Annotated in this window: 14 protein-coding genes; 7 read left to right on the top strand and 7 right to left on the bottom strand. The window is 70.8% G+C overall.

Features of this window, described 5'->3' with window-relative positions; translation table 11 throughout:
* The first annotated feature begins 84 nt into the window (after window positions 1-84).
* Window positions 85-735 carry a hypothetical protein gene (locus ACRAKI_RS13115; protein ID WP_447007342.1) on the top strand — a complete coding sequence of 217 codons (651 nt, stop codon included), beginning with the start codon at window positions 85-87 and terminating at the stop codon, window positions 733-735.
* Between the two features lie 94 nt (window positions 736-829).
* The gene (locus ACRAKI_RS13110) at window positions 830-1435 is read left to right on the top strand and encodes a CAP domain-containing protein (RefSeq protein WP_447007341.1); all 606 of its coding nucleotides are present in this window, start codon (window positions 830-832) and stop codon (window positions 1433-1435) included.
* Between the two features lie 93 nt (window positions 1436-1528).
* Here ACRAKI_RS13110 and ACRAKI_RS13105 read toward each other — a convergent pair whose 3' ends face one another.
* The 3 genes from ACRAKI_RS13105 to ACRAKI_RS13095 all read right to left on the bottom strand — a co-directional run bounded on the left by ACRAKI_RS13105 (window position 1529) and on the right by ACRAKI_RS13095 (window position 4399).
* Window positions 1529-2380, bottom strand: a complete 852-nt coding sequence (locus ACRAKI_RS13105) for a trypsin-like serine protease (protein WP_447007340.1) — start codon at window positions 2378-2380, stop codon at window positions 1529-1531.
* A 188-nt stretch (window positions 2381-2568) separates the two neighbouring features.
* A complete protein-coding gene (locus ACRAKI_RS13100; RefSeq protein WP_447007339.1) occupies window positions 2569-3528 on the bottom strand; it encodes an alpha/beta fold hydrolase in 960 nt (319 codons plus the stop codon).
* Between the two features lie 109 nt (window positions 3529-3637).
* Entirely contained in the window at window positions 3638-4399 is a 762-nt protein-coding gene (locus ACRAKI_RS13095) for an HpcH/HpaI aldolase family protein (RefSeq protein ID WP_447007338.1), read from the bottom strand.
* A 483-nt stretch (window positions 4400-4882) separates the two neighbouring features.
* Between ACRAKI_RS13095 and ACRAKI_RS13090 the strand changes: the two genes are divergently transcribed.
* Both ACRAKI_RS13090 and ACRAKI_RS13085 read left to right on the top strand, forming a co-directional pair.
* Window positions 4883-6145 carry a hypothetical protein gene (locus ACRAKI_RS13090; RefSeq protein WP_447007337.1) on the top strand — a complete coding sequence of 421 codons (1263 nt, stop codon included), beginning with the start codon at window positions 4883-4885 and terminating at the stop codon, window positions 6143-6145.
* Window positions 6146-6720: 575 nt separating this feature from the next.
* Window positions 6721-6903: a hypothetical protein gene (locus tag ACRAKI_RS13085; RefSeq protein WP_447007336.1), complete on the top strand. Its 183-nt coding sequence runs from the start codon at window positions 6721-6723 to the stop codon at window positions 6901-6903.
* Window positions 6904-7077: 174 nt separating this feature from the next.
* Here ACRAKI_RS13085 and ACRAKI_RS13080 read toward each other — a convergent pair whose 3' ends face one another.
* From ACRAKI_RS13080 to ACRAKI_RS13070, 3 genes are all read right to left on the bottom strand, one after another.
* Window positions 7078-8502, bottom strand: a complete 1425-nt coding sequence (locus ACRAKI_RS13080) for a glycoside hydrolase family 76 protein (protein WP_447007335.1) — start codon at window positions 8500-8502, stop codon at window positions 7078-7080.
* A gap of 256 nt (window positions 8503-8758) precedes the next feature.
* The gene (locus tag ACRAKI_RS13075; protein ID WP_447007334.1) at window positions 8759-9004 is read right to left on the bottom strand and encodes a hypothetical protein; all 246 of its coding nucleotides are present in this window, start codon (window positions 9002-9004) and stop codon (window positions 8759-8761) included.
* Between the two features lie 352 nt (window positions 9005-9356).
* Window positions 9357-9557, bottom strand: coding sequence for a hypothetical protein (locus ACRAKI_RS13070; RefSeq protein ID WP_447007333.1), 201 nt, complete (start codon window positions 9555-9557; stop codon window positions 9357-9359).
* A gap of 185 nt (window positions 9558-9742) precedes the next feature.
* Between ACRAKI_RS13070 and ACRAKI_RS13065 the strand changes: the two genes are divergently transcribed.
* The 3 genes from ACRAKI_RS13065 to ACRAKI_RS13055 all read left to right on the top strand — a co-directional run bounded on the left by ACRAKI_RS13065 (window position 9743) and on the right by ACRAKI_RS13055 (window position 13106).
* Complete coding sequence (locus ACRAKI_RS13065; protein ID WP_447007332.1) at window positions 9743-10957, top strand: hypothetical protein; 1215 nt, start codon at window positions 9743-9745, stop codon at window positions 10955-10957.
* Window positions 10958-11996: 1039 nt separating this feature from the next.
* Window positions 11997-12401 carry an excalibur calcium-binding domain-containing protein gene (locus ACRAKI_RS13060; RefSeq protein WP_447007331.1) on the top strand — a complete coding sequence of 135 codons (405 nt, stop codon included), beginning with the start codon at window positions 11997-11999 and terminating at the stop codon, window positions 12399-12401.
* 60 nt (window positions 12402-12461) lie between these two features.
* Window positions 12462-13106: a class F sortase gene (locus ACRAKI_RS13055; RefSeq protein WP_447007330.1), complete on the top strand. Its 645-nt coding sequence runs from the start codon at window positions 12462-12464 to the stop codon at window positions 13104-13106.
* A 188-nt stretch (window positions 13107-13294) separates the two neighbouring features.
* Here the strand turns inward: ACRAKI_RS13055 and ACRAKI_RS13050 are convergent, their stop codons facing one another.
* Entirely contained in the window at window positions 13295-14299 is a 1005-nt protein-coding gene (locus ACRAKI_RS13050) for a DUF2399 domain-containing protein (RefSeq protein WP_447007329.1), read from the bottom strand.
* Window positions 14300-14381 lie beyond the last annotated feature (82 nt).

Below are 14381 nucleotides of genomic sequence, written 5' to 3'. Positions count from 1 at the left end.
GAGCACGTGATCACCACCACGCGCGGGACGACCGGCGCATGAACCGGCAACACCACCCACCCGGCGGTGTTACCGTCCCCGCCCATGCGACTTGGGGGGACCATCCTCGCGGCCGTCGTGCTGGCCGGGTGCTCGACCGCACCCGCTGCCGCACCGCCGTCGAGCACCACACCGACCACCACGACCACCAGCGGCACCCCGGCGGCACCCGACCCCGCCCTCATCGAGTCCCGCCTCATCAAGGCCGAGATCCCCGACGACGTGCTCGGCCCGCTCGGCTACACCCGCAAGGACTCCTCCGCGCAGAGGAACTACCCGGTCGTCCTCTGCCCGAACGAACTGCCCACCGACGGCGCCATGTCGGTGACCCGGCTCTCCACCAGCTGGGCCAACAAGCCCGCCTTCTCCTACATCGACCAGTTCCGCGTCTCCTACCGCAGGGTCGCCGCCGCGGCCGAGACCGTCCAGCACGCCCGCGAGGCCCTGGACTGCGCACCGTTCATGTTCGGCGACGAAGGCCCCTACGCCCCCGAACGCGAACTCACGCTGCCCGCGTTCGACGTCGACGCCCAGTTCGCCTTCTGCTACACGCACGGGCTGATGCGGATCTGCCAACTCGTCATGAGCAAGGCCGACCTCCTCACCAGCACCCTGTTCTACGGTCCCAAGGAAGCCGACGCCGCAGGCGTCCTGGAGAGGATCGGACACGCCACCGCGCCACTGCTGACCGCCTGACCGACCCCGCTCGCCCGACGGTCAGGTGTTCCGGAGCGGCTCACGGCGTCGTCCGCGATGTGTCAGGACGTCACCCTCGGGTAGGCCTCAGCGCATGAGGTTCCTTGTGGCTGTGGTGACGGCGGCCTCGGTCGCGCTCGCGACCACCGGCGGCTGCGTCGTCGTGAGCCAGGACGGTTCCACCGGTCCTCCCCCGCAGTCGCCGCCCGCCGATCGCGCCGACGCGCCCCCGGCGCAGCGAATGGCGCGGGACATCTTCGACCGGGTCAACGCGGAGCGGGCCGAACGCGGGCTCGAACCGGTCTCGTGGAACGAGGACCTGGCCGGGGTCGCACGGACGTGGAGCGAGGAGATGTCCCGAACCGGCCGGTTCGAGCACCAGGACACCGGCGGGCTGCTGCGGGGCGACCGCTTGCCGGGGTTCGTCGCGGTCGGGGAGAACATCTTCCGCGCCACCGGCCCGGTTCCGGCCGGGACCATCCACGCGGGGTGGATGCGCTCGGACGGGCACCGGGCGAACGTCGTCAACCCCGGGTGGAACCGGTTGGGTGTCGGCGTGTTCTGCGCCGACGACGGATCGGTCTGGGCGACGGAGGAGTTCGGCCGGACCTCCGACGCCGACCGGCCGCCGGTGGCGGAGGAGACTCCCCCGGTGGAGCCCATCGCGCGCCCGGAGGCGACGGGACCGCAGTGCCGCTGAGGGTGGCCCCCTCCGATTCCCAGGACCAGCGGTTCACCACAGCGCTGGTTCCCCTGGTGTGGCGGGAACCAGCGCTGCGCGTCGACGTCCGGGTCAGGGGAGCGCGACGAACGGGGCCAGGAACGAGCGGGCCGACGGGGTGTCCAGGCGGTACACGACGTTCGTCGCGTAGCACGGTGCATCCCCGGTGATCGTCGTCGCCACCAGGACGCGCTTGCCGTCGATGGTGGCGAAGTTCGGGCCACCGGAGTCGCCGTAGCACGCTCCGCCGTTGCCCTTCGCCTCGATCATCGACAGCCGCAGCCAGGTCTTGTTGAGCGCGTTGAAGCCCAGCGGGGCCTTCATCCGCACGCCGCCACCAGGGTGGGTGTGGCCGCCGGGGCCGTTCTGGGCTTCCTCCGTGCCGTAGCCGACGACGGTGTACTCGGTGGCGTCCAGCGCCTTCGGGCCGATCGTGTCGAGCTTGCCCGCCGTCGGCAGGGTGGCCGGTGTGAAGCTCCAGCGCGCCGCCACCTGATCGGCGGGCAGCTCCACCACCGCGATGTCGTGCGAATCGGCGGCGTTGCCGGGGTAGGCGGGGTCGCCGTGGGCCACGCCCGGCACGCCGACCGCTGCCGCCTTCTGCGCCGGAGTCCCTGTCGCGGTGTCGAGCGCGGACTGCACGTCCTGCAGCAGCGAGACGTAGAACTCGACGTTCGAGGGCCACCCGTCGACGCAGTGCGCCGCGGTGAGGAACGTGTCGGCGTCGACCATCGTGCCGCTGCACACCCAGTCGACGCGGTCCGGCGTGGCGGGGTCGCCGTCGTTGTCCCAGGTAGCGACCAGTGCGCCGACCTCAGTGCGCTCCGGGGCGGGTACGGCGTTGTAGGTGTTGATCGCGGAAGCGGGCGAAGCGGTCAGGGCGACCAAGGCGACAACTGCCGCGGCCACGGTTGCTGTGCGCATGTGCACTCCTTGCTCCAAGCAGCGTAGTCCCGGAAGTCAACCCCCTACCTCGCCCGGATGACAACGACCTGCGGTGGTTGACAGATGCCAGGAACTCGGGGCGGCTCGGCCGGGTCGGTGACGGGCCGGATGGCCGCCACCGCGGTTTCCGGGTAGCCGGCACCGAGGGCGCAGCCCCGTGCCGGACCTCAACGGCGGCACTCCGGCAAGCCGTCCAGGATGTCGACGACCTGTCGGAACTGCTCGGCGGTCGCGGCGTGTCCCGCGTCCACGGTGCGCACGTCGAAGCGGTTGTGCGGGGTCAGCCGGTCGGCTTCGGTGATCATCCGGTCCTGCAGCGCGACGGGGATCATGCGGTCCGCGGTGTGCCGGATGTACGTTCGGGGGATGCGGCCCCACGTGTGCTCCTGGACCTGCGAGTTCTCGCTGCCCACGGTCAGCGACTCGTCGGGTTGCAGGTACGCGAGCAGCGAGTGGAACTCCGCGTCGCTCGCGCCGGCCATCAAGGCCTCCTTCACCCCGGCCAGGGCGTCGGGGTCGGCGGTGCGGTAGTTGGCGCGCACCGCGCCGATGACCGCGGGGTCGGCGGCCACCAAGGCGATGATGGCGCCGGCCAGGGTCGTCGCCCCCTCCGGGGTGGCGAGGTAGTCCTCCGGGCAGGCCAGGTCCACGCAGCAGAACGCGGCGTCGTAGACGATCCGGTCGACCAGGTGGGGCACCGCGTTGCCGACGAGGTTCAGCGTCGCTCCGCCCATGCTGCCGCCGTAGAGGACGACCGGGCCGAACCGGGCGACCGCGCGAACCACCTCGACGGCCGCCGCGACATAGGCGTCCAGGCCGACACCCGCCATCGGCGACGGTCGGATCGCCAGCGACGCCGGGTCCTGCGGGCACTGGTAGTCGAGAGCGAACTGCGCGTCGGTGGCGCCGTGCCCCGGGAGGTCCACCCCGACGGTCCGATGCCCGCGCAACGACAGCGCGTCGATGCCGCCCGGTGTGCCGCTCGCGCCGGTGACGACCACGAACGTCGTCGTGCCGCGCCTGCCGTTCCGCGCCTGCGCGGCCGTCCCGCCCGTCGTCAGGGTGTACCCGCCGGCGACCGCGGCGGCCCGCAACGCCGTGCGCCTGGAATGCCTGGAGTTCGTCATGACACCGAGTGGACCGCAGCGAGCCGTCGTGCCGGAAGCGGAGAAGGTGGACACCCGCGTCCACGAAAGTCGGACCGCGCCCAGCGGCACGTCGTCCCGTCTACCAGGATCAGCGCGTCCTCGCGGCAGCAGCGGCTTCGCTCGCGCTTCGCGCGATCATCGCGATGTCGTCGACCGCGGCGATCATCGTGAAGCCCGCCGTTCGAAGGTGGGCGGCACGCTCCACGGACCCCGCGTACGCACCCGCCACGAGGCCATTGCTCCGGCAGGCGTGGACCACCCGCCGGAGCGGGGCGTCCTCCCTGCCGTCGGTCAGCAGTTCGTTCACGTCCAGGCCGAGGGCCAGCGACAGGTCGAACGGGCCGACGAAGACGCCGTCCACGCCGTCCACCGCCGCGATGTCGGCGACCGCGTCGAGGCCGCGGACCGTTTCGATCATCACCAGGCACAGGACAGTCGCGTTCGCCTGTTCCGGCACCGCGGTCGTCAACGCGTCAGTGGACCGGATCGGCCCGAAGCTGCGGGTGCCCCGTGGCGCGAACCGCGCAGCCGCAGCCGCCTCCCGCGCCTGCTCGACGGTGTCGACCATCGGGACGACGACCCCGTCAGCGCCGCTGTCGAGGGCCCTGCCGATGAGTTCGGGCCGGTTCCAGGCAACGCGGACGAAGGCGGGGATGCCCGCCGCGCGCACAGCGGCGATCAGGTCGGTGTTGTCCCGTCCGCCGGCGGCGCCTCCGTGCTGCTCGTCGACGCACGCCCAGTCGAACCCGCCGCCGGAGGTCGCCCGGACCACCCGCCGGTCGGTGCTCCCGACCCACAGCCCCACGTTGAGATCGCGTGGTGCGCCTGTGTTCCGGCCGGTCTGGGTCATCGTGTCTCCCGTGGTCGTCGTCGAAGCGCTCTAGCGCAGATCATGCCCAACCCCGCGATGGACAGCCGGCTTCGCGCAGGTCACAACCACGAAGCCAGTTGCACCCGGTACCGGACCCACCAAGACCGCGAGCAACCACCGTCCGAAGCGCGGAAGCACTCCGCCACGGAGCACGACCTGGACCACGGACTGCCGTGCGCGCGGTTCCTGCGCGGGACTCGTGAACGGGTGCAGACATGTCGCTCAACCAGCGACGATGGTCCTTCGAGCGGCGCACGGTGAAATGAGGAGCACTCCGGCGCTGGGTGGTGTGAGGCCCCGGCAGGACGATCCCGGGCGCACATCCGGGTCAGTGAGCCCTCCTCGCGTTCCGGTGCGGACCTCGTTCCGTCAACGGCATTCCGGAAACGCCTTCGGTCTTGACCGCCACCACCCCACGTGAACACATTTCACGTCAGATCGGCCGTCAACGAGGAGGTCATCATGTCCCTGCTTCGACGCCCGGTGCTGACGACGGTGCTCGCCGTCGCCCTCGCCTGGTCCAGTACCGCCGGCGCCGCTGCGGAGCCCGCTCCGGGAGCCGCCGCGCTGCCCACCGCCGCCGTCGCGATCGGCGACAGCTTCGTCAGCGGTGAAGGCGCGGGCTCCTACCAGCCGGTGACCGACGTCAACGGCGTCGCCCAGGGGTTCCCCGGCTGGTCCGCACCGAACAACAACGCCTTCTTCTGCCACCGGTCCGCCAACGCGTCGCTGCACAAGGCCGACCTGCCCGGCATCCAGGCCCGGTTCAACCTCGCGTGCTCGGGCGGGCAGCCGCACGACGTGCTCAACCCCTCGGGCAACCGGGCCAAGGGCCGCACCGTGGCCTCCCAGCTCGACCAGGTCCGCGCGGTGGCCGCCACCCACGACATCGACCTGGTCCTGGTGGGCCTGGGCTCGAACAACAGCTCGTTCACCTTCGGCGACGTGGCCACGCTGTGCGCCAACCGCTTCATCGCCGACGCCTGGACCGGCTGGTGGGAGTTCTGGTCCTACCTCGGCGGCCCGGTGCCGCAGGAACCGTGCGCGGTGTCCGACCTGGCCACCGAGGCCGAGATCGCCGCGGCCACCGACGAGACCACCACGGCCCTGCGGTCCCTGCTCACCACCCTGGCCCAGGTCGACGCCGACGGCCGCCACCGGATCGTCTTCCAGGACTACACCAACCCGCTGCCGCTGGACATCGCCGCCCGGTACCACGAGGAGGACGGGCGCAGCGACACCCGCGACAAGTTCCGCGACCTCGGCGCCGAGCGCTACGCCGCGGGGTGCCCGGTGCACCGCGCCAGCCTCGCCCCGGGCCACGTGTTCTCCGCCCGGCTGGGCACCGTGGTGCAGGGCGCGCACGCCCGGCTGTCCGCCGAGTTCCCCGGCGCCGACCTCGTCCACCTCAACGTGCAGCGCGCGTTCGACGGCGCACGGCTGTGCGAGCAGGGCGACAGCCCGGCGAACACCCTGGCCACCCCCATCCGGCTCCAGGACGGCCCGAGCGGCACGTTCGTCACCAGCCTGTCCGGCAGGGACAAGCTCTACGTGCAGCGCATCGCCAACACCTGCGTGACGTACTTCCAGACCTGCCAGGAGTCGTGGCACCCCAACGCCGCCGGCCACGCGGTCCTCGGCCGCTGCCTCTCCGGGGCCGCCGCCACGACGACCCGAGCGGTCACCTGCGCCCGGTCGTCGAACGGCACGATCTCGGTCGGCTGAGGCGACGGCTGGTCGGTTCTGCCCGGCGTTGCCCGACCGGCCGATCTCGGGCGTCGTGCCGGCTCGCCAGGGTGGGACGTGCATTGGTGGTAGCCGGAAACGGCGTGCGTCGGCCTCGGCGGCCACGGCAGTCCTCCACCCCGGCTCCGGACTGCAGCACCTACCGGACTGCGATGGCGGTCGGGCCGCCCGACCCGACCGCCCGCCGGGATTCACCGACCTCGGCGACGACACGACCACCCGGGCTTTGATGGCGGGACGGCTCCCAACACGTGCGGGTGCTGGAGCGGCCGGCCCCTCCGCGTACAACGGCTCGACGGCCCGGCGTTCAGCCCTCCGGCATCAGGACCTGTGCTTGAGCCAGGGGGTGCCACATGTCGCGGTGGAGGGATCGGGCACGGTCGGCGTTGTCCGCGCCCGCACGGTGATCGCCTTGCCGCATGTGGGCCGACGCGAGGATGACGTGGGTCTGTCCAGTTCCTCCGCCTTCTCCAGCTCACCCAGGTTCAGGTGGGTTTCGGTCAGCCCCAGCAGCACGTGCCAGCGAGGGCACCGAGGGCGTCGCGAACTACCGGGTGCTCGCCCGGTTCGACGACGTCCAGCTGACCGGGTGCCACATCGCGAACCCCGACTTCGAGTCCACCGGTGGTCGGACGTTCACCAGGGGCAGCGGGCGGGTGTTCGGCGGTGTCCACATCTCCGACCCGGAGTACTCGACGACGGTGCACGCCACCGTTGCGGCGGCCTACGCGGGCTGACACCTGCGCGGCGTGAGCTCGGAGGGGTGCTCACGCCGTCACGTCACCTGTCGTGCACCGCCCACTTCCCCCGCCGACACCAGTGGACCGGATCAGGGCAGCGCCGCCGGCCACGCGGACCGGCGAGGGGGTCGCGGCTGACCGGTGGTCCTCCCCCGACGGGCGCACTACCGGTCAGCCGGCGGCGTTCATCAGGTCCACCGCGCTGTGCTGGCGAGCCGCGTCGCTGCGCTGGAACGGCCCGGCCCACGGCTGGTCGTAGGAGTCGCTGCTGGAGCGGTCCCGCGCGTGGGCGGTGTCGGCCTGCCGCTTGAGGTAGGCGGTGTACGGGCGGTCCGGCAGGGCCTGGTTCAGCTGACCGAGTCCGCGCACGAAGGCGCCCTTGAACGAGGGGACGTCACCGCCACCTCCGTCGTCGAACACGATCCCGCCCGGGTTGAGCGCGGTGTCGGTGGTCGACGCGTTGGCCAGGGTGCGCGCCCTGCCGAGGTACGCCTGGTCGCCGGTGGCCCGGTGCAGCTCGGTCAGCGCGGCCAGCGGCACGCCCTGGTTGTAGCTCCACGGCGTCTGGCCGTTGTTGCGGCACGTCGACGTGACGAGCCCGTCGTTGACCATGTTCGAGCCGTTGATCATCCCGCTGCCCTCGAACCACCGCCAGCCGTCCCGGGCGCGCTGCACGTAGGTCGTGTCACCGGGCAGCCGGTTGTGCAGCGCGGCGTTGAGCTGGACGTACAGCGAGTTGGCGATGGCGTTCTTGTAGGTCCGGCTCGACGTCCACCAGATGCCGCCACCGCACGTCGAGTCCCAGTACCGGTGGATGTGGTCGGCGTCGATGCGGGCGGTGTCCAGGTAGCGGCGCTCGCCGGTCAGGTCGTAGGCGGCGATCCACGCGAGTCCCCACCACGCCACGTCGTCGTTGTACTCGTTGATGAAGTTGCCGTCCCAGGCCGTGCGGTTGAGGTCGAAGGTGCGCGCGATGGCGTACCGGTAGCTGCCCATGCCGCTCACCCGCGCGTTGTCGATGATCGCGGTGAGCGCGTTGGCGGAGTTCCACCAGCCGGTGGTGTCGAAGAGACCGGTGTTCAGGTTGTACCGCTGCATCAGGGCGGTGGCCGCGGCGGTGCGGCGGTCCCCGGCGTTCCAGGTCGTGCGGTACCAACTCGTGCAGGCGATGGACGACGACCCCGCCGGCTGGCCGCAGGCGCGCAGCAGCCCGACACCCAGGCCGGCCCAGTCGTCCACGTTGTGCATGAGCGTGCGCCAGCCGCCGTAGCCGGCCGGGGTCGTGGTCGAGCCGAGCTTCGGCTGCCACGTCACCCCCGCGTCGAAGGAGCGGTCCAGCCAGACCGAGTCGCCCTGACCGCCGCCCGACACCACCGCCCACCCCATGGTCTCGGAGCTGTCGAAGTGCAGCGCGACCCGGCGGGTACCGAGAGGCACGGTCTGGGCGACCCGTTCGCCGGCCGAGAGGGCGGGATCGCGCCCGTCGCAGTAGCGGTTGCACACCGGGGCGACGGCGGTCGGCGACGTGGGGACCGATGCGGCCGGAACGACGACGAGGGACAGGAGCAGGGATGCCGGAACAGCGATGTTCAGCACGGGACCTCCCGGGCAGGGGGGATGGCCGACAGAGCGTGAGAGCGCTCTCACCTCTGAGGCTAGGACCGTCCGCGAGAAGGCGTCAACACGACCGACCGGACAGGTTCGTGTCAGAGCCCGGCAAGAGGGTGGTCGTCGTCTTGAGCTTCACCGCAACACACCGGCGAAGTCCCGAGTAGACGGATGGTGGCGACCGCGCGGGGACGCACCCGATCGGGCGACGTCCGCGACCGGACCGTGCGACCCTCGATCGGGCTCAGCCGGGGGTGTTGCAGCGCGCCTCGCCGAACACGAGGTAACCGCGCTGCAGACCGGAGCTGTCGACGCTGCCGTCGCAGTCGATGGCCCGGTAGCCGTTGAACTTCGTGTGCCCCGGGTCGGCGTACCACTGGTACAGGCACGCGTAGCCGCTCTTGCACATCGGGATGGCTTGGGCGGAGGCCGGCACGAGGGCGACGACGCCGAGTGCCGCCACGACGGCGACCAGCAGACGACGGATCACGGTGGGCCTCCTTGCTCGGAACAGGCCCCGGACGCGCAGGGGGGACTCGGTTCAGGATGACAGCCGGACCGGGAACCACAGCACCGCCGATCGGCAGAACGCTCCGGAACGACCGGAGCCGTGGACGGTCCTGCCGTGCCCGCTCGGCGTTCGACTCGGCGGTCGACCGGCTCCGCGACGGCCGATGTCCGGTGGCGAAGGAGTGGACCCACCCGAACCGAATCGGGCGCCCGCCGACCGACGACGCCATCGTGGTGGTGATCGAGCGGTTGGCACGGGAGAACACCGGTTGCGGGGAATGCGGTCGTGCTTCTTTCGAATAGCATCGACGAAAAGGGAACGCGGCGGTGGATCATCCATTCCCGGTCTTGTCCGCCGGGGCCACGGCCTTGCGGAGGAGGGTGAGCGCGCCAAGGTGACGCAGAGGGCCATGCGGCAGCGGACCGGGAGAGGCGGCGGCGTCGAACTGCTCGACGGCCTCCTCGATCGTGGTCTCCAGCACGTCGGCGATCGAGCGGCCACCGTCCCGCCCGCGAGACGGTGCGGGCACCATCTCGTTGACCGGGGAGATCGTGCCCGATAACGTCGAAACGGGCGCTGGGGCGAATTGACCAGACCGACTCACACCACCTCTCGGTTGACCATTTCCACAGGTCGGTGAGTCATGCCCGATCTCGTTCGTTTCCATTCTTCATTCGACGATCGGATGGGTCTGTGAAGAGATTTGCGCTATACGCTGTGGTCGCCTTGTCCGTCGCGTCCAGCGCGGCGGTGGCCACCGCCGCGCCCGCGCCGAACAACGGCACGACTTCTGAGCAGGGCGCCGTCGGTGTGAGCGCCTGGTCCGACGCGGACAAGGTGAACGCCCGGCGGCTCGCCGCGATGGATCGCATCAGGGCGAGGGTGGAGAACCGGCCCGAGGTCTACGCGGGCATCAGCACGAACGGTCCCTCGGATCTCACGATCCACGTGGTGAGGGGTCGTCAGGCCGGCGCCGACGCCGATGCCCTCCAGCGCGAGGCGCGCTCGGAGGACATCGGGGCGAAGGTGGTGTTCGTCGAGCGGAGTTCCGCCGACCTGGAGAAGGTCATGGACGCCGTCCGGGACAACGGGGTGCTGGCGTCGAGATTGGCCTCGCGCGGGATCGACGTGGCGAGCAACCGGGTGGACGTCGGCGTGACGGAGCTGACCGCCGAGGTCGAGGCGGAGGTGCGGGCGAAGTTCGGCGATGCGGTGGTGGTCCACCAGGAAGCGCGCCCGAAGCTGGTGTACGGCAGGTTCAACGACAGTTCGCCGTTCTTCGGGGGCATCCGGTACGGCAACACGCAGAAGTCGTGCACCCACGGATTCTCCGTGACGAACCTCCACGGCACGCGTTACTCGCTCACCGCCGGTCATTGCGGCACGCTCGGCATGTCCTTCGCGGCGACGACGTACTCCGGGGGCACGAATGACGCGGGAGTCGGTTACGCGCACTTCGGGACGATGCAGTTCCGGCGGCTCGGTGGCGGCGGCCTCGACGCCGCGCTCATCGGCGGGACCGGGTACGACGGCCGCATGTGGGCGCACAGCAACCTCACCGACAACAGCAGCTACTCACTGCCGGTGCACAGTGCGGCCAACTCCTGCCAGGGCTGCGGCGTCTTCGTCAACGGGTCGTACAGCGGCCTCCGCGCGGCTCTGTTGACCGGTCCGGGCAATCGCTGCATCACCTCCTACGACCCGAGCAACGGCAGCTACTACGAGAACTGCGGCCAGCAGGTGATCACCCCCACCTCCGGCGGGAGCCTGTGCCAGGGTGGCGACAGCGGGGGCCCGGTGTTCGCGCACAACGGACAGGGCGGCGTGATCGCGGTCGGCATCATCGCTTCCGGTTACGAGAACGGCAACTGCGTCTACACCGAGGTCCCGAGGGCGCTGAGCGTCTGGTCGAGCACGATCACCACCGGGTAGCGAAGCCCGTCCCGCTCCACCGCGGGCTGGTCGATCAAACGGTGCGGTCCGCGTCCGGCGCGTGAGCGTGAGGCTTACCTCGCGCTCACGCGCCAAGGTGTCGTCGCCGTCACCGCCAGGGCAGCGCCTGGCCGCCGTGCGCGTTCCCCGATGTGCCGAGCGGTGCCGCAGCACACCGTCGCACCTGCGGGTACCACCGCGACCACTTCGCCGCCGACCTCTCCGTCACCGGCCTTCGACGTCAATGCCGCGTACGGGACCGTGGTGGCGGCGACGACCCCGGACGAGCTGCCGGCACCGATCAGTTCCACCCCCACGCAGACCGTGCTCGGGGAACTGACGATCCCAGGACGCGGCGGCATCACGGCACCACCGGCCGACGACACCGCAGTGGCGTTGATTGCGCCGATGCACCTCCGTTCAGCGGCGTCGGCCGTGCACTGTCGGCGACCGCACTGCGGTGCCATGTCCCTGATAGGGCCACGACGCTGATGGATCGGGTGAACGGCCTCCAACCGGGCGAGGGACGGGGTTAGCGTCTTCAGGATCGGTGGTCGATTCGCGAGGAGGTCGCCGGGATGCGCAGGGTCCACTACCGCCGTGTCACCCGTCCTGTTCGTGACGGCCCGGCTCGCAGCCCGGCTGGACGCAACCGGGGGTACGGCCGTGGGGTTCCTCAGCACGCGTGGCAATAGCCGCCCGACAAGGGCACGAACTCACCGCTCCCTCTTCGGAGTCTCGGCCCTGCACCGCTCACTTCACCCCGCCGAACCTCGCAGGCACCCCTCCGAGTCCTGCAACCACCACCTCTGAGGTCGCCAAGGACTTCGACGTGGGCCCGGTCCCTGTCGCGTCGGTGGTTCTGCGATCCGGTGGCGGCACCCGATACCACCTGCGAAACACCTCGCCGCGAGCGCGCCGGGCAGAGGTCGCCGACCTCGCCATCGGACCGACCGCGTCACCGGGGTCCTCCGGCTGCCGGGCGCAGCCGTTTCGACGACGAAGACACTATCTCGTCCACATGGAAGGAATGTGCGACATGCTGCTTTCCAGGTTTGCCGGCGCCGCTGTCCTCGCGGCGAGTACCACGCTGTCCCTCGTCGGGGCCGCGAACGCGCATCAAGATCGCGACTGCGCGGACTTCAGCAACCAGGCCGAAGCGCAGCGGTTCTTCGATTCCGCCGCGGTCAACTACCACCGGCTCGACGCGAACAACGACGGCATCGCTTGCGAGCACCTCCCGGCGCCCAGCCACGTTCCGACAGCCCGTCGGACCCAGGCTCCCCAGCCGCCCGTCGGCGCGATCGACACGGGTGACGGCTCCACCGTCGACGGCTCGACCACTGGCGACTCGGGCGCCCTGCCACTCCTCCTCGGGCTGGCCGGACTCGGTGCAGCCTCGGCCACCGCTGTCGCGGCACGGCGCGCACGCAGGAGCAGCTAGCGCATGCGCGACCGCTCGCGCCGCCATCCCCGCCGGAGCACAACACCTCTGCTGGCGGGGATGGCAGCGGCATTGGGCCTGGCGGTTCTGACGGGCGTCGACAACGTCCACTCAGCCGACGACGTCCACCCGGTCGACACGGCTCCCGCCGCGTCGGCGCACGAACCGGCCGGATCGTTCCTCACGCCCGCACCGAGCACACCGCACAACCCGACGGTGGTGGCGCTCGACGCATCGCGCCCGACCCGGGTGACCATCCCGGCGATCGGCGTCGACACGGCCGGGATCATCGATCTCGGGCTGCGCGCCGACCGCGCCGTGGAAGTCCCGGCCGATGCCGAAACCGTTGGCTGGTACACCAACTCGCCGACTCCGGGCGAGAGCGGGCCCGCCCTGCTCGCCGCACACGTCGATTGGCAAGGCCGACAGGGAGTGTTCTACGACTTGCGCAAGGTGAAGCCCGGCGACGAGGTGACAGTGGAACGTGCCGACGGCTCGGCCGCGTCGTTCGCGGTCCAGCGGGTCGAGCAGCACCCGAAGGACCGTTTCCCCACCCAGGCGGTGTACGGCCACGTCGAGGGGCCCGAGCTGCGGCTCGTCACCTGCGGCGGGCCATTCGACCGGAAAGCGGGCAGTTACCGGGACAACATCGTGGTCTACGCGCAGATGACGGGAAGCCGCCATCGCGACGGGTCTTCCGGGTGAGGTCCCCTCGATGGGAAGCGGTCCGGTGTCCTTCGCCGCCTTGCTGTGGAGCGGCGGCGATGGTGCGCGAGCACCTTGCGGGTCACCTCGTGCAGCGGGTGCACGCTCACCTGAGCGTGTCCTCGATCCGGCTGTCCCATCGTGCGGCCGGCGGCGCGCTGCGGTGGGACGTGGAGTGGTCCGCACCATCAGAGGAGTGACGGCAGCACGTGCTCCTCGGTGACCACCAGGCCCGTGGTGGCCATGGTCTTGGCCAGGTCGGCGTCCCAGGTGGCGTCTGCGGGACGGCTGTTCAACGTCGGCAGCTCGACACTGCGGGCGATCAGGGTGGCGACGGCCTCGCGGTAGTCGTTCGCCGACATGCGCCACGCCGTGCCGCCGGTCCAGGCGAGGATCTCGTTGGTCGCGCGGATGCCGTCCGGGGTGAAGTCGTTGTGGCAGCGGACCGCCTTGCCGGTGAGGTGGTGCTTGGCCTGTGCGGTGAGGCCGTTCGGGAGCACCATCAACGGGCCGGGCATGCCGGATTCGAGCAGGCGTGGGCTGCGGACGACGGTGATTTCCGAGGTCTCGAGGGTGTCGTTCAGCGTCAGGTAGCCCTGCGAGGTCAGCACCGGGTCGCTGTAGGCGTCCCTCAGGATTCCAGCCCGCTCCCAGCTCGTGCCCATGAGTTCGAGCGCCTTGCCCACGATCCGGGTGAGCGGCCGCCCGTCGTCGAGGTCGTTGCCGGCCAGGGCGAACCGGGTCGTCGTCGGTCCGAGCTTGCCGAGCACCCTGGCGGCCTGGTTGGCGAGCATCGGCAACGCGGGCTGCGGGATCTTGCCGTACCGGCGCACGTGCGCGATCCACGGTGCGGCCCACGGTTCGTGCAACAGGTTGTGCTCACGCAGCGCGAACTTCAACACGGCGTCGGCTGTCGACGCCTCCTCGGTCGTGGACATGCCGATCGGCTTGCCGTGCAGCGCTTCCAGCACCTCGGTCAGCGTGCTGCCGTGCGTGCGGACGTGGTCGTCCAGGCGCGCCAGGGAGATCTGCCGGCGGGCCGGGTGCGCGACCGGCTTGCGCAACAGTTCGCTGAGCGCCGCGGCGGTCTTCTCGTCCTCGACACGGATGCTGAACGCAGACCGGCCGCCGCCCTCCAGGGTCTCTCGAGCCAGCCGCCACAGCTCGGCGAGTTCAGGTTGGTCAAGGTGCACCACCCGAGCCTAGTTTCGCGATCCGAACGGCGCACACGACACCTCTGAACACTCGCCGTGACCAGGGGCGACCTATGGCGCA

The organism is Saccharothrix isguenensis, from assembly GCF_052936305.1.
The sequence above is the reverse complement of the archived record's forward strand: the minus strand, read 5'-3'. Positions and strand labels throughout refer to the sequence as shown.